The organism is Sphingobacterium sp. SGR-19 (assembly GCF_011043555.1).
In the GTDB taxonomy this organism is placed as follows: Bacteria; Bacteroidota; Bacteroidia; order Sphingobacteriales; family Sphingobacteriaceae; genus Sphingobacterium.
This window is the reverse complement of record NZ_JAAKGS010000005.1, coordinates 52149-75366: the sequence shown is the minus strand read 5'-3', so window position 1 is coordinate 75366 and position 23218 is coordinate 52149. Positions and strand designations below refer to the sequence as shown.

Below are 23218 nucleotides of genomic sequence, written 5' to 3'. Positions count from 1 at the left end.
TACGTCTACAAATACGGGGCATTTTGCCGTAGGTTAGGGTTACGATCCATTTCACTTTGTGGTATCTTAAAAATGTAACATTGCTGATAGGCTCGCTCATTTTTATTCTGAAAATAAGCTGTGACATTGTTACCCCAAGTGTTGGTCGTAAACTTGCCCGGACCGTTAGGTGGCCCCCAGATTTCTTCGATTTTTCTCCAACGTCTTATATCAAACGCCCGATGCCCCTCTAATACCAGCTCTACTATACGTTCCTGTTCAATGGCATCAAAGAACACCTCTCTATTTGCATATTTTTCAGGCTTAAGTCCCGGCAAATTTCCTCGAGCCCTCACTTTGTCTACCAGGCTCACGGCTTCAGGCGTCGGGCCAAAAGCCTCGTTCGATGCTTCGGCAAACATTAAATACACATCAGCAAGACGAATCACCGGCCAAGTCATGTTACCTTCTTCTCTTCCCTGTCCGGCATAATTTCTCACAAACTTACGGAACAGGTAACCGGAGTTCGTTCCCGAATTATAATCTATATATCGAACACCGTTGTTAACGCCTTGGATTCCGTGATGATAAGGTATAAGCCCCTCAGCCTGCAACCCTGCCAAACGTTGGATTACTTCACCATTCCAAAGAATCGTACTTTTCATCCGGTAGTCCCTTCCGAGGTACGTTTGCGGGTTGAGAGCAGAATTTGGTCTCGTAGCTGCATCTGGTGCATATTTGGCATCCTGTGTCCTATCACTCAATTGCTCCATCGGTGGAAGAAAATCGCCTGTTGTCGTAGACTGGTAACGATCAGCCAACCAGTAGTTAGGCGACACATTCACTTCAGAACTTTCGGTCTCCCTTGGTCCAATATCGCGCATTAGTTTATCGCTGACGCCCGATCCCGGCCCTCCGTGGGTAAAACCAATTATAGTTTCATTGTTTGCATTTGAAGTAGGCAGAAACAGATGAAAATAATTAGGCAGTGTTTCTGCTTTTCCTAAATCATCAATTTCGCCCGGAGCGCCACCTCTAAATAAAGTTAATCCGTAATCGTTGATGACTTTTCCGAAGTCTTCAGTCGCATCCCTGAAGGCTTGATCGGCCTTCGCTGCATCCGGCGTAAACGTGTCCAGTTCTGGCCATCCATTCTTATTCCAGCTGCCCCAATACAGATTAACCTTCCCACGCAGAGCCAAGGCCGCCGCTTTGGTTACCCTTTCTTTCTGATCGGCCGGCCGGGTCGCAGGTAGTTTTTCAAACGCATAATCCAAATCCGCCAGAATATGATTCTTGACCTCTTCTATCGGTGTTCGCGGTATAGATATCACGTCATCATTGCTTACTACTATTTTATCGATGTACGGCACATCTCCCCACATCGTAATTAAACGAAAATATACCAAAGCCCGCATCAGCCTAGCCTCACCAATAATCCCTTCGAGATTTTCTTTAGAAGCAGGTAAACGAGGCAACATGTTTGTCACGTTGTCGATCACGTAATTTGCCCTGTTGACACCGCCATACAGGAAACGAAACATGTTATCAAAAGAAGAACCATACCCTTCTGGGTAATAATGGCCGCTGGTGCTTCCCGTCCAATACGCCCCGCCGTTACTCGGCGTCCCTAATGAAGAGATACTACTCACAGCACGCACCCGCACATAGTCACCATGACCGTCGAAGAAATAGTCTTTATGAAATACATTCTTGATGTTATTATACATAGCCATGGCGCCGCCCATGGCATCTGCTTCCGTTTGCCAGTAGGCATTGTTATCAAGCTCGGTCGTTGCCTGTTGATCGAGCAGATCCTTTACACAGGCAGATGTAGAAAGCAGTAAAGAGCCGGCAAAAATAAAGACTAGAAACTTATTTATCTTTTTCATATTATTTACATCTTATAGGTTAATATTCAGTCCCAAAGAAAAGGATTTCAAGAGTGGATATACATCGTTCATGCTGGCTGTAGACTCGGGATCGATTCCTCTATATGAGGTAAACGTATGTAAGTTCTCTCCCGAAACGAATATTCTAAGATTATTAATATTTGCTTTCCTTAAGATACTTTCTGGAATATTATAACCTAGCTGCACGTTACGTAAGCGCAGGTAGGACAGGTTATCTAGCCAAAAAGTTGTTTGCGTCCTATTTCCACCCGCCGTACTATTTAGCCTTGGCCAAATTCCATCCCTGTTATCCACACTCCAAGGGTTATTCCAGTGATCCCATGATGCTGCGTACCGTTCGCCGATACTCAGCTCATTATAGTTGCTTAACCAGTAATCCTTTCTCCCCGCAGCGCCCTGCAACTGGATATTCAAATCGAAACCTTTGTAGCTGAAACTCGAATTCAGAGCAAAATTGGTATGCGGCATACTGGTCTGGGTATTGGGATCAGCTTTCCGGTCTTCATCCGAGATCCTGCCATCTCCATTCAGGTCCAACCGAATAAGATCTCCCGGAACAATACCCTGAGGGGTAGCGTCATAGACTTGCTGCCAATTTTGTGCTATACCGATATCCTCGTAACCGTAAACGAAATTAACCGGCATATCGATGAACCTGGTTCCTCTTAACAACAGCTGTCCCCATTTTTCTAATCTATTCCTATTGTAAGAGGCATTTAGGTTAATGCGGTATTGAAAACCATTTTTACTGTCGCTCCAAGTGAGGTTACCCTCCACACCGCGGTTGCTCATTTCTCCTATATTGTGTCTCGGTGCCGTATACATTCCAGATATAAGCGTGGAAATGTCTAAAGCATCCGCCATCCCCGCAGTTTTTCGCTCATAGTAATCGAATTCTGCAGACAAGCGGTTATTCAGCATAACAAGATCCAATCCGAAATTCAATACATTGACTTTCTCCCAACTAAACGCTTGGTTTATCATCCTGTTATTCGAGAATCCGCTATAGGCCGATCCTCCTAAAATATAATTAAATGATGTCAGTACCTCTCTTTGTTCGTATAAAGAATTAGTGATTCTGTTATTACCTAGTCCGCCGTAGCTCGCCCTCAACTTACCGCTGCTAATGCCCCACTCCTTAATTTTAGAAAGAAAGTTTTCGTCTGTAAAACGCCATCCCACAGATGCCGACGGAAAGAAGCCCCATTGATGCCCCGGATAAAATCTGGACGAACCATCGTAACGGGCGTTCAGTTCCAACAAATATTTATTGAAGGCCGCATAGTTCAATCTACCGATAAAAGACCGCAACCCTTCCTTCGTGGACGACCCTCTATTCGTTTGTCCGTCCACGCTTGCGGCGTCCAGCTCGGTTAACGAGGGATGAATTCGGTTTAATCTTGCCCCAGCCAATACACGGCTGTTCCAAAACTCTTCGCTATACACAGCCAATGCCCCGAATTGGTGATGTTCAGCGAACACTTTGTCGTAACTTATCCGGCCGCTCGCCATCGTTTTGTAACTGTTCAGATCGTCATTTGATATACCCACATTCGGCCCTAAAATCCATCGGCCTGTAAAAGCCTCATTCTGGAAATCATAGGCTTCGACCGCTTTGTTGGCATTCACGGTAAACTGGTCACTGTAATTTAACGAGTAATCCACACGCGTTTTCAATCCTGCCAGAGGTTCCCATTCTAGATGAAAAATGCTATTTAGTTGCTTTTGATTTCTCTTCGAGCTTAAATGATCATACAAAGCCAAAGGATTGGCTACAAGCGTATGTTCGCCATAGGCCGATCTTCCCCCGTAAAAGCCTGTAAACGGATCGTACGGCGTTACTCCCGCGACAGCAAACCGTAAGTCGTAGGCATTTCCTGAACTACCGCCTGTAAATCCCTCATTAAACCCAAATGTATAGTTAGACCAGTTACCCGTCACCCTAGCGCCAATGCTAATATTCTTACGAATTTTATAATCGTAATTGATACGTGCATTGTATCTGGCAAAATCGTTTCCAATTTGCAACCCTCTTTCGTCCATTATTCCGGCAGATATAAAAAAGTTAGATACATCGTTACCACCACTCGCCGAGAGATTGTAGTTCTGTTGGACGGCGTTCCGCATCGTTACGTCAAACCAATCTGTATTCGCGTATCGAATGGGGTCTATCATCCCTAAGGCCATCCATTGCTCAATGGTGCCATACCGATAAGTTGCGGCGTTAGCTGAGGCACTCATAGCCTGTGCATTCCGATGAACCATTAGCGATCGAGGATAATCCGCCATGAAACCAATTCCATTGGTCGGGCTTTGTGTTGCCACGTGGGAACTGAACGTGATACTTGGCTTCTTTCCTGACCCCGACCGGGTAGTTACCAAAATAACCCCATTGGCCGCTCTGGAACCATAAACCGAAGCAGCTGTCGCATCCTTCAAAACCGACACGCTTTCGATATCTTGCATATTTAATCTGTTGATATCCACATCCGGCATACCGTCCACCACGATCAATGGACCGGCCGCACCGGAGGCAAGCGTTCCCAGCCCGCGGATCATCAATGTCGAATTATTATTGCCAGCCATTCCGCTAGATTGGTTGACCGCGAGCCCTGGCAATAGCCCGTTCAGTGCCGTGGAAACATTGGAGATCGACCTACTTGTCACTTTCTCATCAAAGTTCACATTCGCCACGGAACCGGTCAGGTTGGCTTTCTTTTGGGTACCATAACCCACCACGACCACTTCATCAATCGTTGCCATATCTGTCTGGAGTGTCACGTTTAGAACGGTCTGGCGATCGGTGAAGGGATACTCTCTGCTCAAAAAACCTATCGATGTGAAGACTATCATGCCATCCCTTTGCGGTACATCGATCACAAAGTTCCCATCTACGTTGGTCACCGTCGATGTGCTGGTTCCTTTTAGATGAACGCCTACGCCTCCTAACGGCTCGCCGGCGCTGTCTTGCACACGGCCCGTGATCCGTGTATTCTGTTGTCCCTCATCCGATACACGGGCAAGGTAATCTTCTTTGGTATTTTTGGTTATCTTGGCAACAGCCAGCTCAAGTTTCATTTCCATCTTCTCCTGAGCTAATAGTCCAAAACTATGGAATACAAACCCAATCCCCACACCAAGCTTACCCAACCAGAGTTTAGTTGTTTTGTGCATCATATGTTTTTATTTTGGTTTATAATAGATTGTTAACAGTATTCTTTAATTACTCCCTTGCAGAAGCCTTATAGAGGCCTAACTCCGCAAGTTGCACAGGCGACTTTGACCTTTTGACGGTAATCCTGATTTTATCTGAGGTTGTCAATGGCACCCGCAACAAACGTTTATAACCGATAGTCGTCAGCTCACTTAATATTGTCCAGGCGTTTCCGTTCCAGTACTCCACCAATGCCTCTTCGCATTTTTGCCCTTCCGCAATATTTTCTTGAAGCGCGATACGGTCAAAAGATACCTTTTCCTTCAGCCTCACCTCGAAAGGCCTATCGGCATGGAGGGTGATGTAACTTTCGAGCGCCCCGTCAGTCAATGATTGATCCGCGTCGGCTTTCGCCATGTTTTTTCGAAACGTTTCATCAAGGATTGATCGGTATTCATATAGATTTGCTACGTCCTGATCGGCGAATACGCCTTGCTTATTCGGCGGTATATTGAGCAACAACACGCTATTCCTACCTACAGACGTGTAATAAAGGTCCACTAAGTTTTGAGCAGATCGCACCCTATCATCTTCTTCCTGATGATAAAACCAACCTGGTCTGATCGACACATCCGTTTCCGCCGGTATCCACAATTTTCCGTTCGGATCCCCGACATTTAGGTATTCGGGCGACATTTTTCCGGGTGCGTTTTCTGGTTTCACATCAATCGTAGACCACATCGTCTCACCAGCGATCCCTTTCTCGTTGCCTACCCATCGAACGTCGGGACCTACGTCTGAAAACATCACCGCATGAGGTTGTAATTCTCGGACCAAATCCCAGTAACCAGCGAAATCATACTCCATATCAATGGCTTTTTTATCCTTGGCACCATCAAACCAAACTTCTGCTATTTCCCCATAGTTGGTTAATAACTCCCGAAGCTGATTTTTATAAAACGCGTTGTATGCCGGTGTCCCGTAACTCGGATGGTTCTGATCCCATGGTGAGAGATAGAAACCGAACTGTATGCCGTACTCGCGACATGCCTGCTCGATCTCTTTTACCATATCCCCTTTGCCGTTCCTCCAAGGGCTGCTTTTCACAGAATGGTCCGTGTACGCCGTCGGCCAGAGACAAAATCCATCGTGGTGTTTCGCCGTTATGATCGCCATCTTGAAGCCGGTTTCCTTCAAAACTTTGATCATTTCACGCGCATCAAAATTTACCGGATTAAAAATCTCAGGGCTTTCGGTTCCATCTCCCCATTCCTTGCCAGTAAAGGTATTTACCGTAAAATGGATAAAAGCCGTTGTCTCCAACTTCTGCCATTTCAATTGAATTTCACTGGGCACGGGTGCATCCTGCGCTCGAGCTGATATACCTATTACAAAAAGTAATAAGATCATGTATAACTGTCTGTTCATCAATATCTAATTATTTGTTTACTTCGATTTTCCATGTACTGGAAATGTTATGTCTGTCAATTTAAATACCCAAGCATGCTCGCATGGCGCATTCGCCGGGTTAATTTGAGGCGTTTGAACACGCAACCTATTTTTTGTTGCTTCGAATTTAATAGGCAAGTCTATCCCAAGCAACGTCACATCGCGCGCATCACGAACGCCATCTACGATCAATTCGTTCTCCGGCCACTGGGTACATATGACATATAAATCGTCGCCCTTACGCGTATAATAGATTCCACTATTTTCTGTCAGCGGCCGCTCTTCCCATGCAGTCGAACCATAAATCGCCTCTCCGTTTACACGTAACCAATCGCCAATCGCGAGCAAACGTTCTTGCATAACGACAGGAATCATCCCGCTTGCATCGGGACCGACATTTAGCAAGAGATTACCCCCATTGCCAACTTTTTCGACCAACAAATCAATTAGCTGTTTGGCGGAATAATAATGTGCCGTTGTTTCAAATCGATTATACCCATAGGAAGTCCCGATCCCGCGACTCTCTTCCCATGGATGGAGAATCTTGCCCGTTGATAACGTGTCCCCTATCAGATTGTATTCGGTTGTGTAGTATCCACCATGTTTACTTCTTGTTTCCTTTCCCCACCTATCGTTGACCACCACGGTATTTTTCACCGGAGATTCGTTGTAAAGCCAGGACAAGAATGTTGTACTTTTTAATTCATCGCTTGTATAATCCCATTCCCCATCTGCAAAAATAATTTCCGGACGATACCTCTTTACCAAGTCTTTCATTTGCGGTATCATATGCTCCGTCGTCCACCTCTCCATATTACCAGAGGTATAAAGTGGGTTATTCCATTCCAGTAGTGAATAATACAATCCAAATCGTAAGCCGGCACCTCGTACCGCCTCAGAGAGATCTTTTATGATATCGCGTTTAGGACCCACCTCCAAAGTATTCCAGCCTTCGCTATGTACACTTGGCCATAAACAGTAGCCATCATGATGCTTTGACGTCAATACTACGTAACCTGCGCCCGACCTTTTAAATAAATCAGCCCATTTATCCGGTTCAAAAAATTCCGCTTTAAACAAGGGTGCAAAATCTGCATAAGTCGAGTTCGCCCCATAATTACGTCGGTGGTAATCGGTAAATGAAGGATTTTTCTCCATAAGGCGCATCAGATAATGTTCCGCATACTTTTCATACACACCCTCTACTTCGTCTACAGGAGCATAGGCCGGAACCGAGTAAAGTCCCCAGTGTATAAATATTCCAAACTTAGCATCTGACCACCATTGCGGCACCGGTCTGGAATCTAGGGATTCCCAACTGTTATGATACTTCTGGGCCTCCACGGGTTGCGTAAATAGTGTGCATGAAAGCAGCGCTAAACACATCTTAATAAAAAAGTTTTTCATGGCCATTTCCTATTTAATGCGTTTCTTATAACGAAGCAGTGCCTCCACATAATAATAGTCGGCATACGTAAGCGGGACATCAACTTCGCTGTTATGCGGAATCGATCCCACGCTATGCTTCAGCAAAAATCCGCCATTCGTACCGAGTTCCGCGGTATATGTTGGGTTAGACAGGTTGTACAACATGGTTTCCGCCGTTTTCAAGTAGTATCTGGAAAGCCGTCCCTTCACCATGTCGCTCAATTCAATCAACGCAGATGCTGTTATTGCCGCTGTGGAAGCGTCTCTAAAATGTCTATATTTCGCATACCTGCTGTCTTCCGGAAGATCCGGTGCATCGTAGTCCCAATAGGCGATTAGGTCATCAGGCATATTTGGATGCGTCAGCATGTATTTTGCAATCTTTTTGGCAAAGGAAAGGTATTTCTTGTCTTTGGTATCGCGGTACATCATCACGTATCCGTATAAACCCCAAGCTTGTCCCCTCGCCCACGCGGATTCATCAAATGCTCCCTGGTTCGTTTTCTTCTTAATAATATCCCCTGTTTCGGGATTGTAATCAACCACATGGTAACAACTGAAATCTTTGCGGTAGTGGTTTTTCATAGTCGTGTTCGCGTGGGTTACGGAAATGTCATAAAATTTCCGGTCACCGCTCAATCGTGTTGCACTGTTCAGGAATTCCAGATTCATCATGTTATCTATGATGACTGGAAAGTTGTCGAAATCCCATGAACGAATGGACTTTGTTATCGGACTATACCGTGTTGCCAACGATTCAGCCCCCTTTATCAAGATTTCTTTGTAGGCAGCCGTATCTCCAGTAATACGCATGGCATTCCCAAAACTACAGTATAGCATAAACCCGAGGTCGTGCGTTGTGGTATTAAATTTTTCTTTTTCCAGCAATGTTAGTTTCTGCTTCGCAAGTTCCAATAGTTCTTTATCACCCGAATGTTCGTACAGATAAAGCAACGTACCGGGGTAGAATCCCGAGGTCCACCAACCTGTTTCAGAATCGAAATTTTTCCCCTTTTCGTAAGTCTTAGGCAACATATTTTCCGCGGAACGCTCAGCCAGTACTTTTATCTGCTCAACAGCGTTATCCAATTGCTTATCTATCCTATCCATAGCCAATTTTTCTTGCGACTGGGCAGTACTTAAATAAGCCCAGGAAAAGATCAGCCATACAAATACTCGTATTGATTGGTTCATGTTCTCTTTTATATTATTCTTTTATCGTTTTAATTATATAATGCTGTTACTTCAATCGCTGCGGTTCAAAAAAATCCGTTTTCGTTTGTCTTGGGAGCTCGAACACCTTTCCGTCCTTCGTTGTGAAGTAAATATTGGATTTAGAAGGTTTACGGCCATCACCATCCGCCCACAGACCATAAAAATCTTCATTTGCATGGTTGGGTTTGCGTACATAAGCATGGTTCCGAGGGCTGTTTTTCGTTATCTGCTTTTTCTTTTTCCAATTTCTCCCGCCATCCTTGCTTAGCCATATAGCAAGTTCGCCACCGGGATTATAGCCCTGTGGTCCCGTCTCGGTCGGCCCGATGATTCTCACACGCCCGTTGCCCTCCGCATAGACCGACCCCATATCGTAATTGCTGTCTGAAGAGGTGATAACAGTACTATTCCATTCTTTCGATTTGTTGTCTACATGAAAGAAATGCCAATCGCGAGGTCCATTTCGCGGCCCCGGTTGCGGTCCCCTACTAGAAATGGTCAAAATCAGGGGATTTCCATTTTCATCAAGATCAATATCCAGCAAATAATTATTCAGTTTATCCGAGGTAAAATCCTTCACTAACGCCGCGTTATCTCGAGTTGTTAACGGCAGTTCAGCGGTATGTTTATCTACCGTCTGCCATGATTTACCCCAATCCGATGTTTCTAAGTAGTACAAGTTTGTCCTGTAATCCAGCCCCTTACCATCCGGATGAAAATCAAAAGCAACACCTATTTTGCCATTTGACATCGCACTAATTTGGTAGTGTCCCCCCTCTATATTACCCAGCACCTTCCATTCGTCCCAATGTTGACCGTCTTTACTGGTATTATAACCTATGACCCGTCGATGTTTGGTGTCATATCTCGAAAAAAGAGCAAGAAAACCCTTATCATCATCGTAGTAAACTTGGAAATAAGAAAAATTAGTAAAGGGTTTCTTCTCGCCGTTCACCATCTCTGTTGCCTCGACTAATTCAAATCTATCAATATCATACGGTTCAATCGACTTTGAGATATAGGACGGCCGCTCAACGCCATGCGATGTAGAAAATATCCAGACATGGCCCGCGGCATCGACAGCGATTACGGGGTTGTCATGCGCATCCACGGTCTTTTTGTCGAGAACCGTTGTGGGATTTGCTATCTTCTTGGTGCGGTGATCAAAAAAAGAGACATTATGTAATAACGTACTATTGTTTTCATCCGTGCCGCCGTAACAGAAATAAGTCTTGTTTACTTTTTCAACATAGACTGCGAAAGGCCTATGATTCGCAGGATAAGTTCCTAACCCGCCACTATATTTAAAGGCGTATTCGTCGCCAGTAGGTTGGATCATGTACCATATCCCCTTAAATCCATCTGCTTTACTATTAGCCAGCTCTTTTGTTTTGTTCGACATCTGCTGCGCAGTAGCAACGGAACAAAATGTCACGAATACATATAGAGTTCGAAAAAAAATTTCAAAATGTAGTTTCATATCAATTAGTTATGTGTCAAATATCTTGGTTCAGAATGATCCGTACCCGCGAGTCATCTGTCGACTTTAGGGGGATCAGATTAAATTTTCGAATGTCTTACGCTTTATGAATCTTTAAAAAAATAAAAATGCTTTAATGCTTTATAATTGTTCTTTTTCTGTTTAAAATTGTTGATGTAAAGTACCGAAACATATTTTAGGGATGCTTTATCTCAACTAAACCATTTTATGTACAAAATAAACATGTCATGATCAGTCGAGTACCTCACGAAATCAAAATCGATCCATCTTCCATACGGCAGACCTTTAGGGAAATCAATATAAAGCTCTTATGCTGTAGATACTGGATACTAGATGAGTGGTCATGTTTTGACTTATCGGTACCATTTTGGCGCATTTATCATAACACTATTGACGGAGCCGAAATCATTCACGGAAAAAGAATAATCGGGCTTAACAAGGGTAACCTGATTATCATACCACCTAATACATCGTTTTCTACCCGTTTGAATAAGACACATGTTCGGAGTAATAATGAAAGTATCTCGGGGCGAAAGTTTATTGAAACGGATGCATTGCAACAAATCGAAGGCACAAATAAGGTAGACCATCTTTTTATCCACTTTTCCTTGGGATTTCCATTAGATTATGCGAGCGCTGATGTATATTGTTTGGAAATGACAGATCAAAAACTGAAATTGATAGAAGAAATCCGAAACACCTGTATACAAGGCAACCTATTTAATTTCTTTGACTGTCTGAAGGTTAATATGCTTATTGGCATGTGCTTAATGCGGCTAGAAAATTTCTTAACTGATTTTCGAACGATGGATCAACGTATTTTTGCTGCTATAGCTTATATCGACAATAACTACAATAAGATGATTTCTAACAATACACTGGCTGTGATGGCAAATATGGCATCCAACTCATTTGCCAGACTTTTTAAGAACGCGACAGGAGTCTCCATCCAACAGTATATCATAAGGACCAGAATTGAAAATGCCCTTAACCTTATGCATCATTCTGATAAAAATTTAGATGAAATCGCACACGACTGTGGCTTTTCGGACCGTTTCCATTTTTCTAAAACTTTTAAGAAACATGTACATATGAGCCCTTCCTACTATCGGAAAAACTTAACGTTGTTTTAAGTGCGACATCGTTATCACCCGGGAACCATCGCCGCTGTTGGTGAATACTGATCGAGCCGATTAAAACTTGTAATCGGCTCACTTTTTACTTAAATTTGAGCCGGTTAAGAAATGTAATCGGCTCATGATGTATAATTGGCAACTACAGGGATGGCCTAACTTTACTTACGACGTCGCGGAAGTTCAACCATCTATTCTTGCTTTCGCACAGGAAATGGGAGAAGTCAATGGCCTTATCCAAGGATTACCGGATACGCTCAAGCAAGAAACTCTGCTCCAGCTCATGCTTTCGGAAGCGGTAAAAACCTCCGAAATCGAAGGAGAGTACTTAAGTCGTGAGGACGTGATGTCTTCCATCCGGAATAATCTGGGATTAAACGATACGCCGGTCCACGTTAAAGATCAGCGGGCATCGGGCGTGGCCCAATTGATGGTGGAAGTAAGACAGAACTTTCAACAGCCCCTGACACTCGATACGCTCAAAGCTTGGCACCGCTTACTTTTTGCTGCCAATGCAGGGCGTATCAATCCGGGCGAGTGGCGACAGGGCGACACCCCTATGCAAATTGTCTCTGGAGCCTATGGTCGGGAAATCGTCCATTACGAAGCACCGCCATCGACACGGGTACCGGAGGAGATGGAACGCTTTGTCGGATGGTACAATTCAGCAAACTTCCCACTAAAAGGGCAAGTGCCCGAGGCCATACTGAAGTCGACAATCGCACACCTGTATTTCGAATCGATCCATCCCTTTGAAGACGGCAACGGTCGCATCGGACGGGCGATAGCGGAGAATGCTCTATCACAATCGCTTGGACGCCCCATCATGCTGAGCCTCTCCAAAACCATCGAGGCGAATAAAAAGGCTTATTACGATGCGTTGAAGGAAGCCCAGCGTGCGTTGGACATCACCGCATGGATGGTTTATTTTGCAAGCGTAATCCTGGATGCGCAGCGGGGAGCCAAAGCCATGGTGCTGTTTACGTTGAAGAAAGCGCAATTTTATGATCGGTATAAAACCCGGCTTGACGAGCGGCAATGGAAGGCGATCAATAAAATGCTGGACAAGGGAGCCGAGGGTTTCGATGGAGGGATGACGGCCAAGAAGTACATGGGTATTACCAAGGTTTCAAAAGCCACCGCTACGCGCGATTTACAGCAACTGCATGAAATGGGGGTATTGGTTCAGGAGGGAGCGGGGCGTTCTGTTCGGTATCAATTGAACCTACCTCAATCCAAGATGTAAATTGATCAGTACATCAAATCCCAACTTCGTACATATTTCTTAAAAGTCCCAATGGTCTTCAAACGTATCGTCGGCGATACGTTTTCAAGCTATTATCGTATCCATCATCGCGAAGTTGCGCATTTAGGAGCGTGTTTTGAGCGCGCCTCCCATAACTTGACGAACATATCCGGGATATAATAATATTTGCAATTTGAAATCCAGACTTTCAAATTGCAAAAAAATACTAGAAAAATACTGTAATTTGAAAGTTTCGCTTTCAAATATCACTATTTCCGCGTATCACAGCACCACACAGGCGGAGATAGATTTGGGTAGTATCCGGCTGCGTGATGGCGTGTCGCGTATCGATCTTCAGCCCTAAAAGGTGACCGTCGTGAACGCACCACAATGGGGCTGGAGACAAATTTAATAGCTAATAAAGAAAACCAAAAAGCCAAAGCGGGATTTTACGCGAAGTTCCATATTCCAGATCATCGATGGCAAGATAAGCCTCTGGCTCATCGGCGATCTGTTTGAAAGTCTTATTTTTACCGCCGACTTCAAAGGTATACTTCTGTTCAACCAAAAAGTCGCCCGTTTTAGGGTAGGACACTCGATAGCCTGCACCATTGAGCTGTGTGAAGAAAAATGTCTCTCTCAAATTGCCCGAATTAGCCTGCCCTTCTGCCAGCGCCATGATTAGGCTATTGTTGTGAAGAAAAACTTTTTCAGGCTTATTCATGAGGCTGATGCCAAAGGAAGAGCTGCGTAAGTTGCGGATCAGCTGCGCCTTTTCAAGAAGTTCTAACATATCCAGCAATCTGTTTCGAGAAGTGGATATTTGTTCGGCCAAACGCGTGATATTCGGTGTAAAGGGAACTGCCGTCGATATGATATAAAGCAATTTTTTCAACTTAGCCAATGTGCTGACTTCCATCGGCCGTGCTTCTGGAAGATCGTAATCAATAATAACGTTGATCAGCTGCTGGATACGCATGAGATATTCGGATTCTCCCTCTTTAAAAAATGGGTACGCTCCGTAAGTCAGATATTCTCGAAAAAATTTTAATGGAGAGGTCACAGATTTTTTTATGTCGTCGACTATAGCTTGGTGGCTTTCTAGCAAATCGTGTAGCTGATATTCCGGAAGGGCGACACCTGTTTTGAGGGCAATAAACTCCCGAAGAGATAGCTCAGGCAAATGATAGCGTAACAGACGTCGGCTAAGGTCCGCATTGGATTGTTGTAAAGCCAATATGGATGAGCCAGACACCACAATGTGAAGTTGTGGTTTGAAGTCATATAAATTCTTCACCTCCGTCTGCCAATCCGCATATTTATGCACCTCATCTAAAAAAAGGTATCTTCCGCCTTCCTGGTAAAAGCGTTCCGCGACAGACAGCAGACTATGTTGCTTGAAATATAGATCATCCAAGGAGAGATATAGTGTCAAATGAAGAGGCAGCGTAGACTTGATATGCTGTAGCATGAGGGTAGACTTGCCCGTACCTCTCGCTCCCTCAATGCACACAGCACGCGCATTCCAATTGATTTTATTGCTCAATCCACGGACAAAACTGATATCAGTCTGTTGCAGTAAATTTCTGTATTTGCTAATTAATGCTTCCATTGTATCATCAAAGGTACGAAATTAACCTTAAAACGTATCGTCCACGATACGTTTTGACGTCGATATCGTATCGTAAGCGATACACCTCTACTCACATACGACACACGCAGTTGATTGAAAGATTGATTAATGAGCCGATTAAAAAATGTAATCGGCTCATGATGTATAATTGGCAACTACAGGGATGGCCTAATTTACTTACGACGTCGCGGAAGTTCAGCCATCTACTCTTGCTTTCGCACAGGAAACGGGAGAAGTCAATGGCCTTATCCAAGGATTACCGGATACGCTCAAGCAAGCGGGGCGTTCTGTTCGGTATCAATTGAACCTACCTCAATCCAAGATGTAGTACATCAAATCCCAACTTCGTACATATTTCTTAAAAGTCCCAATGGTCTTCAAACGTATCGTCGGCGATACGTTTTCACGCTATTATCGTATCCATCATCGCGAAGTTGCGCATTTAGGAGCGTGTTTTGAGCGCGCCTATTTCCGTGGCAATTGGACTAATTGGTTTTTTAGCACTATTGAAGTAATAGACCATAATACGCTAAAACCTGCCATGGCACAGTTCTTGTCACGATGCCGTTACGTATTTTAAACAAAACAGTATCGTTAAAAACAAACAACAGTAAAAATTATGTGTGGAATCGTAGGCTACGTCGGTAGCAAACCTGCTTACCCTGTGCTAATCTCGGGGTTAAAGCGCTTGGAATATAGAGGATACGACAGCGCTGGTGTCGCCCTACTTGTCGATGGAAACTTGCAGGTCTTCAAAAAAGAAGGCAAAGTAGCTGCGTTAGAAGGCTTGGTTGGCGAGCAACAACCCCTATCTAAGATTGGCATCGGTCACACCCGCTGGGCTACGCACGGCGAACCCTGCGATCGCAATGCGCACCCTCATCTCTCCAACGACGGCTCCATCGCCATGATTCATAATGGAATTATTGAAAACTACGCCCAGTTAAAGGCAGAGCTGGAAAAGAAAGGTTATACCTTTGCGAGCGATACCGACTCCGAAGTATTGGTTAATTTCATCGCCGACATCCGTATGAACAATAAGTGCTCTTTAGAAGAAGCCGTACGGATAGCCCTGAAACGCATTACGGGTGCTTATGTGATTCTGCTTCTGAACAACGACATGCCAAACACCATCATAGCTGCCAGGAAAGGATCGCCTTTGGTAATCGGCGTGGGCGAAAATGAGCATTTCTTAGGTTCAGATGCATCCCCTATGCTGGCTTATACAAAAGACGTAGTGTATATAAACGACTACGAAATGGTGATCGTCCGTCCAGACGAACTCATCCTGAAGAATTTAGTTAACGAAAAATTAACACCGTTCGTGCAACGCTTGGACTTGGATTTAGCTGCGATCGAAAAAAGTGGTTATGAACACTTTATGCTCAAAGAAATCTTCGAACAGCCGCAGACGATATTCGACTCGTTCCGCGGACGACTAGACGTGGAGCAGACCATGTTGACCTTGAGCGGGTTGGACGCTATAAAAGATAAGTTGCTAGCAGCGCGCCGCATTATCATCGTGGCCTGTGGCACCAGCTGGCACGCCGGCCTTTTGGCAGAATACCTGATCGAAGAGCTTTGCCGCGTAAATGTGGAGGTGGAATATGCGTCGGAATTCCGCTACCGCAATCCGATCATCGACGAAAACGATGTCATTATTGCCGTATCCCAGAGTGGCGAAACCGCCGATACGCTGGTGGCGTTAGAGAATGCAAAAAAACAAGGAGCCACTATTTTCGGCATTGTGAATGTCGTAGGATCCTCTATCGCACGGATGGCCGATGCAGGGGCCTATACACACGCCGGACCCGAAATTGGTGTCGCGAGTACGAAAGCTTTTACGGCACAACTTGTCGTATTGGAACTTTTCGCGCTGAAACTTGCGCAGATGAAAGGGACCGTCAGTCCAGAACGTTTGCGTCAACTGATAGCGGCCTTGCATGCCGTTCCAGAACAGGTGCAATGGATCTTAGACAACCAATTGGACAATATTAAGCAGATCGCTGCCAAATATAAAGATGCACGCGATTTTCTCTTCCTAGGTAGAGGTTATAATTTCCCAATCGCACTCGAGGGTGCCTTGAAGCTAAAAGAAATTTCCTATATACACGCCGAAGGATATCCGGCGGCAGAAATGAAACATGGCCCAATCGCGTTGGTAGATGAGCATCTGCCGGTAGTATTCGTGGCTACACAAGATCCATTCTACGAGAAGGTCGTTAGCAATATGCAGGAAATCAAGGCCCGGAAAGGCCGCTTGATCGCCGTTGTATCCGAAGGAGATGAAATGGCAGAGCAGTTGGCCGAGGACGTAATAACAGTGCCAAAATCGGATGAATTGATTTCGCCGCTGTTGGCTGTCGTTCCTTTGCAGCTACTATCCTATTACGTGGGTATAGAATTACAAGTAGATGTAGATAAGCCGCGGAACTTAGCGAAATCTGTAACAGTAGAATAACCTATGGGAAAAATTCAGAAGAGAACAGTATCCGACTTCGGCTACGGCTTCGTAGATGCCCCCTATCTATCAGCAGGAGAATCGGAATATAGCAGACGCTTTGAACAACAAAAGGACACGATTGCCTATCGTCCGTTAACAGAACAGGAAAAGCAGCTCCTGATTTGCAATGGCAATTATGCTACAAACTGGGATAACGTTAGGGTGACGGCACACTTCCTCCCGGACATGATCCGAAATTCATCCTTTTCCGGCTTGGTGCGGATTGGCGACATGACACCTTCTATACTGGAACACAAGGGGTTGGAGCTACCGGTAGGCATCTATAACAGCCACGTTGTGAGCTGTGATATCGGTCCAGATGCGGCCGTCCACAACGTCAAATACCTAGCACACTTTATATTGGAAAGGGAAGTGATGCTTTCTTCCATTGACGAAATGTTAACCAGCCCTGTAGCGAAGTTTGGAAACGGCATCGTGAAAGAGGGCGAGCAAGAAGAGCAACGTATCGTGCTGGAGCTGTGTAACGAGAATGGAAAACGAGCGGTTACGGCTTTTGAGGGTATGCAAGTATCAGATGCCTATCTCTGGACCCGATACCGCGATGATGATATCCTTCAACGTCGCTTTCAGGAAATCACCGATAAAAAATTTGATCGGCGAAGAGGGTATTACAGCGTCGTAGGTGAGGGCGTCGTCATAAAAAATTCCAAGACCATCAAAGATGTCCACATTGGCGCCTACGCCTACATCAAAGGCATCAATAAATTAAAGAATGTAACGGTAAACTCACGCTCCGATGCCATCACGCAGATTGGCGAGGGCTGTGAACTCGTAAACGGTATTATCGGTTTCGGTTGCCGCGTTTTTTACGGTGTGAAGGCAGTCCGTTTCTTTCTTTCTTCGTTTTCGCAACTGAAATACGGTGCACGCTTGATCAATTCGTTCTTAGGCGACAATTCAACAATTTCCTGTTGCGAAGTGCTTAATGCGCTAATCTTCCCTGCGCATGAGCAGCATCACAACAACTCCTTTTTATGTGCTGCATTGGTGAAAGGACAGAGTAACATGGCGGCGGGAGCTACCGTAGGATCCAACCATAACTCCCGGGGCGCAGACGGCGAGATTATTGCCGAGCGTGGGTTCTGGCCAGGCTTATGCGTCAGCTTGAAGCATAACTCCCGCTTTGCCGCTTATACGCTACTTGTAAAGGGAGATTTCCTGTATGAGCTGGATATCCGGCTTCCCTTTTCGTTGGTAAGTTTAGATCTGAAAAACGACCGTTTAGTGCTGTTACCGGGCTATTGGTTTTTATACAATGCCTATGCGCTGATGCGGAATACTGATAAATTTGCCGGCCGAGACAATAGAAAGCTAAAAAACCAGTACTTTGAATACGATATTCTGGCACCAGACACCGTAAACGCGATGTTTGAAGGCCTGGAGATTATCGAATTGGCCGCAGGCAAATCTTTGTCCGGAAAATCAGGCTTAAACGATATGGCGTATCGCGAAATAGGACAATCCGTCCTGCTTAGCAACGAACCTACTCCGTTGGGCGAAGTACTGATTGAGGGGGTAGAATGCTCAAAACGGGATGTCGTGCTTGCAAAACCTTACGAAGCTTATCAAGTATATAGGCGCATGATTGCCTACTATGCAGGATCGGAGGTTATGACTGCGCTCGATCGCGTTTCGATGGGCGAATTCCTATTGTTGCTTGACACCCTCGGGGATACAGGTCGTGCCACATTCGATAATGTCGGCGGACAGCTGGTGGACGTGGAGGAACTTCAAGGGGTATTGGAACGCCTGAAAACGGGCGAAATAGATTCTTGGGAAGAGATTCATAGTTGGTATCACGAAACCAGCGCTTCTTATCCGATGGCACGTCTACAACATGCACTGGCATCTTATGCGGAGCTGCAAGGCGGAGCGCCTTGGCAAAATGAGCATGACTTGGAATGGCTATTGCATTTGCTACGCGATACGCTGGAAACAAAAAAATGGTTATGTACCCAAATTTTTCGGTCCAGGGAAAAGGACTATACCAACCCTTTCCGCAAAATGGTATATGGCAACGACAATGAGATGAATAAGGTTGTCGGCGCACTACGCGATAATGCCTTTATCAGAAAGCAGGAACAAGAATGCCAAACGATGGAAACGACGATTAATAACATCATTCTAGAACTAAAAAAAATAAAGAATCATGCTGAATAAGAGACCTACGCTGGTCATCTTAGCGGCTGGTATGGCCAGCCGTTATGGATCGGCTAAACAGGTGGACGGGTTTGGTCCCAACCAAGAGAAAATTATTGATTATTCCATTTACGACGCCATCAGAGCGGGATTCGGAAAAGTCGTTTTTGTGATCCGCGAGGAATTCCTAGACATCATGAAAGAAAACTTCGATGATAAACTGCGCGGCAAAATTGAGGTAGCCTATGCTTTTCAGGATTTTAACCTGCGTAAGTTCGGGATCGATCTTGATATTGAACGCCAGAAGCCCTGGGGAACGGGACATGCTGTGATGAGCGCCGAGCAGGAGATCGACGGGCCTTTTTGTGTAATCAATGCAGATGACTTTTATGGTTATGAAGCATTCGAAAAAATGAGCCAATTTTTGCAGCGCGAAGCAGCAGATGATAAAATGGCCATGGTTGGCTTTGAGGTCGGTAAGACGTTGTCTGATTATGGGTATGTTTCCCGCGGCGTATGCGATGTCGATCAGAACGGTTATATGCGCGGCGTGACCGAGCGCACCAATATTTATCGTCGGTACAACGACCAAGAGGAGCACATTGTCTACGAAGAGCATGGTACAGAACACGAATTAGCCCCTGACGCGCGCGTCTCTATGAATTTCTGGGGTTTTACACCGAAGGTGCTTGAGGTGGCCCGTGCGCTTTTCCCTGATTTCGTGGAGAAGCATAAGGAAAACCCAAAAGCTGAATTTTTTATCCCTGATATCCCTGACTATATGGTGAAGCAAGGCATGGCAAGCTGTGCTGTATTGCCTACCTCCGCTAAATGGTTCGGTGTAACCTACAAGGAAGATAAAGAGGTGGTGAAAGAGAGTATTGCTTTCTTAGTAGCGAATGGTGCATACCCACCGGCGGTATGGGAAGCCAAAAAACAGGTAGATGCTAGCCTTTATTTAGATTTTTAATTCAATTTGTCAATTTCGGCCGATGTAAACAGTGTTTTACATCGGCCGATTGTCAGTAGGTTTTAACTTAGTACTTGCTTTTCGATTGCGATAGGCCCGATCTGAGCGTTTTTGAAAGATTGATTAATGAGCCGAATAAAACTTGCAATCGGCTCATGATGTATAATTGGCAACTACAGGGATAGGCGGTACACTTCTCGCTTATATCTACCCTCTGCCGTAAACCCTTCGAGCGATTATGGCTGCGATAATGCTTAACCCACCCAATCCCCAAATCCACCATGGGATGCTGTACCGGGTTCGCGATTCATGATCCTGTGTCTGCGTGGCTATCTCCGCCCGTTGCTTCTCTTCGACGGAGTCAACCTCGACCTGCAACTGCTGCAGGCCGATCTGACTCTCGAGGAAATGGATATACCCGCCGTTGCTGATCAATCCATATTCGGGATGGAAATACAACACACTGTCCGTAGCAAAATACCAGGTGCGGTCCAGACTATCTTTATCCGTGAACTGAAAGCCGTACCGCACGATTGTGCCAGCTTCGGATAAGGTGCTCCTCCCGCTCTCGTGCAATGACCTTTCCCGATAGGAACGACAGGAGATTAAGGTTACGATAATGAATAAAATAAATGTCTGTTTCATTTTTAATACGATTACAGCCAATCGGCCAAGGCATAAACGGTCGAAAGGTGCCTCCTTTTTGACAAAACGCTATTGTTTACATTACCCTCTATCGTGAGCAGGTATTTCCCTGCTATGCTTCGCACCAGCCCCACGTGATTAATCCGTTTGGCACTATGACTGTAGATACCGAAAATATCCGCGGGTCTTATCCGGGTGCTTGTTTTCGAACCACGACAGGCATCAGTTCTACAATATGTCCGCGCATTGGGAAACAACGCCGGGCTCCAAGGATTCCGGGGCTCGGCTAAGCCTGTCTGCCCATAGCACCAGGAAACAAAGGCGGCACACCAGGCATGTCCAGCTCGTAAGCCTGTGTAGGCTAGGTAGGCCTCCACACGTACACCATCGTTATTGCCGGTGGCTTCCCTTATACCGATCTCGGCTGTCGCTATTTCGACGATCCGGGCGCGGATCGGACTATCGCCATTTCCTTGACACAAAGAAGTTTGCGCGTTTACAGTATGATGGATAGGATCCATATCGCTGCATACAGCAATAAAAAGAATACCGAAAAGTAAAGGATACATTGTTGCCATGATGTTAATTGTTGGATGTGATAAACTAGATTCTTACGAAAGAATTTGAACGGCTGCCATAGGATTTCCTGCAACCAAAGGCTGCAGAATACTGTTGCCATGCCGCCAAGCAGGCCGAGTAACAACACCGATAGGATGCCGATGTCCAATGTCGCTGCGGTCGGATCAATAAGCTGCAATATCGTGCCTGCCAGTAGGAAGGCGCCCAGCAGAAAAAGCAATGCCAATGCGACCTTATGTTTTCCAGAGAGTTCCATGGCAATATCCTTGATAAGCCACGGGCTTTTTGTTTGTAATGTTCTCATTTTTTTTATTATATTAAGCAAGATAGAACAAGGGCACTCACGCGGAGTGCCCATTGTCATTACGAAATCGTGATCTCGCCAAGATAAAAACTACTGGAGGTCTTCACGCCGTCGCGGTGTCCGGTGAACACCCAACCAACGATACGGTCTCCTTCGTAAACATCTGGCAACGTAAATGCCAGACTACCATCCGCTCGTGTTCCATCTTCCAGGATACTGAAGAACGAGCGTTCGACGTTATAGAACAGTAAAATCACCGAATCATCCGAAAACGCATTGAATTTGTTGAGCTCGGGCAACCAGCTTACCTCTATACTTTTCGGTGCAGTTTCCTCCCAAGATACGCCCATCAAATTTGACAGACCTCCTCGAGCGATCACTACTCCTTCGTAATCGATCTCGTATTCGGGGTGGTCGCCTCTGATACCATGATTGATCAGGTGTTGAAGCGCGCGGTTATACCCCGTTGATTTACCCTGTTGTTTGTCCGAAAAACCCAGTTTCAGTAGATCATTGATCGGTGAAAGAAACGAGACAGCCAATCCAAATCTTGCCCGTTGCGCTAATTGATCTGGTGTCGCCGGTTTCTTATTAGGTTTTGGCAGCGAGCGGACATAATCTACCTGCCGCCAGTTGCTACCCACTACATTTCCTACTTTTCCGGAATACGCTCCGTGAATCCCTTTTAAAAACTTTGCCATTTTTTTATGTTATTAAATTTATTAAACCATCGGCCGGCATGCTCGGCCATCTATTCTGTGATATCGGGAGCTAAAGTATAGCGGTTTCGATGGTCAAAAAATTAAAGGGATAATTTGGGACAACTCGGGATATTATGGGATAGCCGTTCGAAAAATGTTCGGGAGCAGTATGGATTTCGTTCGGGAACCGTTCGAGCCACGTAGGGGATTTCTTCGAGTGGGCTTCGGATAGTGTTCGAATGGTGTTCGGGTGCTGTTCGGCACGCAGCCGAACAGCACCCGAACGAAAAGCGAACCAGTCCCGAGGCAGTCCCGAAGCGGTCCCGAAGGCCACTCGAACAGCTCCCGAAGAGTACCCGAACAACGCCCGAAGAAATGGTCATCCTAATCCGCCGCGAGATCGATACCGACGTTTTTCCAAAAGGACCATAATTTCTTCTTTTGGGAAATAATGGCGTCCATGTATTCGTGTAGGATTTAGCCACCCCGAGGCAATCCAACGATAGTAGGTGCTATGGCCAATTTTAAACAGGGCCTGAACGTCTTTCGCCGATAGGAGTTGCGTATCCACTTCGGCAGATGCGCGCTTACGCAATAGCGCCCAGATCTCTTGATACACCGCTTTTTTAGTCAGCAGTATTTTAGCGGTCGTTCTAGCCCGCCATTTCATATATTCTTTACTATTTTTCTTTTTATCTTTCATGT

The 23218-nt window shown here is 45.4% G+C and carries 19 protein-coding genes; 6 read left to right on the top strand and 13 right to left on the bottom strand.

Translation table 11 applies throughout. The features are described 5' to 3' along the window. Positions 1-5 precede the first annotated feature (5 nt). Genes G5B43_RS11120 through G5B43_RS11095 form a run of 6 tightly spaced genes read right to left on the bottom strand, consistent with a single transcriptional unit; the run spans position 6 to position 10540 of the window. Positions 6-1871, bottom strand: coding sequence for a RagB/SusD family nutrient uptake outer membrane protein (locus G5B43_RS11120; RefSeq protein ID WP_165294826.1), 1866 nt, complete (start codon positions 1869-1871; stop codon positions 6-8). A gap of 12 nt (positions 1872-1883) precedes the next feature. Then, positions 1884-5069, bottom strand: a complete 3186-nt coding sequence (locus G5B43_RS11115; RefSeq protein ID WP_206367327.1) for a SusC/RagA family TonB-linked outer membrane protein — start codon at positions 5067-5069, stop codon at positions 1884-1886. A 46-nt stretch (positions 5070-5115) separates the two neighbouring features. Next, positions 5116-6474, bottom strand: a complete 1359-nt coding sequence (locus tag G5B43_RS11110; RefSeq protein ID WP_165294825.1) for an alpha-L-fucosidase — start codon at positions 6472-6474, stop codon at positions 5116-5118. A gap of 18 nt (positions 6475-6492) precedes the next feature. After that, on the bottom strand, positions 6493-7902 hold the full coding sequence (locus G5B43_RS11105; protein WP_240904848.1) for an alpha-L-fucosidase: 1410 nt from the start codon (positions 7900-7902) through the stop codon (positions 6493-6495). 9 nt (positions 7903-7911) lie between these two features. After that, positions 7912-9117 (bottom strand): glycoside hydrolase family 88 protein, encoded by a 1206-nt coding sequence (locus tag G5B43_RS11100; protein WP_165294824.1) that lies wholly within the window; start codon positions 9115-9117, stop codon positions 7912-7914. Positions 9118-9163: 46 nt separating this feature from the next. Beyond that, a complete protein-coding gene (locus G5B43_RS11095; protein WP_240904847.1) occupies positions 9164-10540 on the bottom strand; it encodes a BNR-4 repeat-containing protein in 1377 nt (458 codons plus the stop codon). 326 nt (positions 10541-10866) lie between these two features. On the opposite strand from G5B43_RS11095, the gene G5B43_RS11090 reads away from it, so the two are divergent. Together G5B43_RS11090 and G5B43_RS11085 are read left to right on the top strand one after the other, a co-directional pair. Beyond that, positions 10867-11772 carry a helix-turn-helix domain-containing protein gene (locus tag G5B43_RS11090; RefSeq protein ID WP_165294822.1) on the top strand — a complete coding sequence of 302 codons (906 nt, stop codon included), beginning with the start codon at positions 10867-10869 and terminating at the stop codon, positions 11770-11772. A gap of 124 nt (positions 11773-11896) precedes the next feature. After that, on the top strand, positions 11897-13018 hold the full coding sequence (locus G5B43_RS11085; RefSeq protein WP_165294821.1) for a Fic family protein: 1122 nt from the start codon (positions 11897-11899) through the stop codon (positions 13016-13018). Between the two features lie 415 nt (positions 13019-13433). Here G5B43_RS11085 and G5B43_RS11080 read toward each other — a convergent pair whose 3' ends face one another. Further along, positions 13434-14630 carry an ATP-binding protein gene (locus tag G5B43_RS11080; protein ID WP_165294820.1) on the bottom strand — a complete coding sequence of 399 codons (1197 nt, stop codon included), beginning with the start codon at positions 14628-14630 and terminating at the stop codon, positions 13434-13436. A gap of 391 nt (positions 14631-15021) precedes the next feature. Here G5B43_RS11080 and G5B43_RS11075 point away from each other — a divergent pair, with 391 nt between their 5' ends. From G5B43_RS11075 to G5B43_RS11060, 4 genes are read left to right on the top strand one after another with little or no spacing between them, the layout of a single operon-like run. Continuing rightward, positions 15022-15231, top strand: coding sequence for a hypothetical protein (locus G5B43_RS11075; protein WP_165294819.1), 210 nt, complete (start codon positions 15022-15024; stop codon positions 15229-15231). Positions 15232-15270: 39 nt separating this feature from the next. Further along, positions 15271-17112, top strand: a complete 1842-nt coding sequence (gene glmS, locus G5B43_RS11070; protein ID WP_165294818.1) for a glutamine--fructose-6-phosphate transaminase (isomerizing) — start codon at positions 15271-15273, stop codon at positions 17110-17112. Between the two features lie 3 nt (positions 17113-17115). Continuing rightward, the gene (locus G5B43_RS11065; protein ID WP_165294817.1) at positions 17116-19335 is read left to right on the top strand and encodes a DUF4954 family protein; all 2220 of its coding nucleotides are present in this window, start codon (positions 17116-17118) and stop codon (positions 19333-19335) included. Further along, the gene (locus G5B43_RS11060; RefSeq protein ID WP_165294816.1) at positions 19325-20284 is read left to right on the top strand and encodes an NDP-sugar synthase; all 960 of its coding nucleotides are present in this window, start codon (positions 19325-19327) and stop codon (positions 20282-20284) included. The genes G5B43_RS11065 and G5B43_RS11060 overlap by 11 nt, the downstream gene beginning before the upstream one ends. Before the next feature lie 207 nt (positions 20285-20491). Here the strand turns inward: G5B43_RS11060 and G5B43_RS11055 are convergent, their stop codons facing one another. From G5B43_RS11055 to G5B43_RS11030, 6 genes are all read right to left on the bottom strand, one after another. After that, positions 20492-20929 (bottom strand): hypothetical protein, encoded by a 438-nt coding sequence (locus tag G5B43_RS11055; RefSeq protein ID WP_165294815.1) that lies wholly within the window; start codon positions 20927-20929, stop codon positions 20492-20494. 11 nt (positions 20930-20940) lie between these two features. Then, a complete protein-coding gene (locus G5B43_RS11050) occupies positions 20941-21507 on the bottom strand; it encodes a CHAP domain-containing protein (protein ID WP_165294814.1) in 567 nt (188 codons plus the stop codon). Further along, positions 21426-21812 (bottom strand): hypothetical protein, encoded by a 387-nt coding sequence (locus G5B43_RS11045; RefSeq protein ID WP_165294813.1) that lies wholly within the window; start codon positions 21810-21812, stop codon positions 21426-21428. The genes G5B43_RS11050 and G5B43_RS11045 overlap by 82 nt, the downstream gene beginning before the upstream one ends. Before the next feature lie 59 nt (positions 21813-21871). After that, positions 21872-22513, bottom strand: coding sequence for a DUF6266 family protein (locus tag G5B43_RS11040; RefSeq protein ID WP_165294812.1), 642 nt, complete (start codon positions 22511-22513; stop codon positions 21872-21874). A gap of 70 nt (positions 22514-22583) precedes the next feature. Next, entirely contained in the window at positions 22584-22877 is a 294-nt protein-coding gene (locus tag G5B43_RS11035) for a hypothetical protein (RefSeq protein WP_165294811.1), read from the bottom strand. Positions 22878-22892: 15 nt separating this feature from the next. Then, on the bottom strand, positions 22893-23216 hold the full coding sequence (locus G5B43_RS11030; protein ID WP_165294810.1) for a helix-turn-helix domain-containing protein: 324 nt from the start codon (positions 23214-23216) through the stop codon (positions 22893-22895). Positions 23217-23218 lie beyond the last annotated feature (2 nt).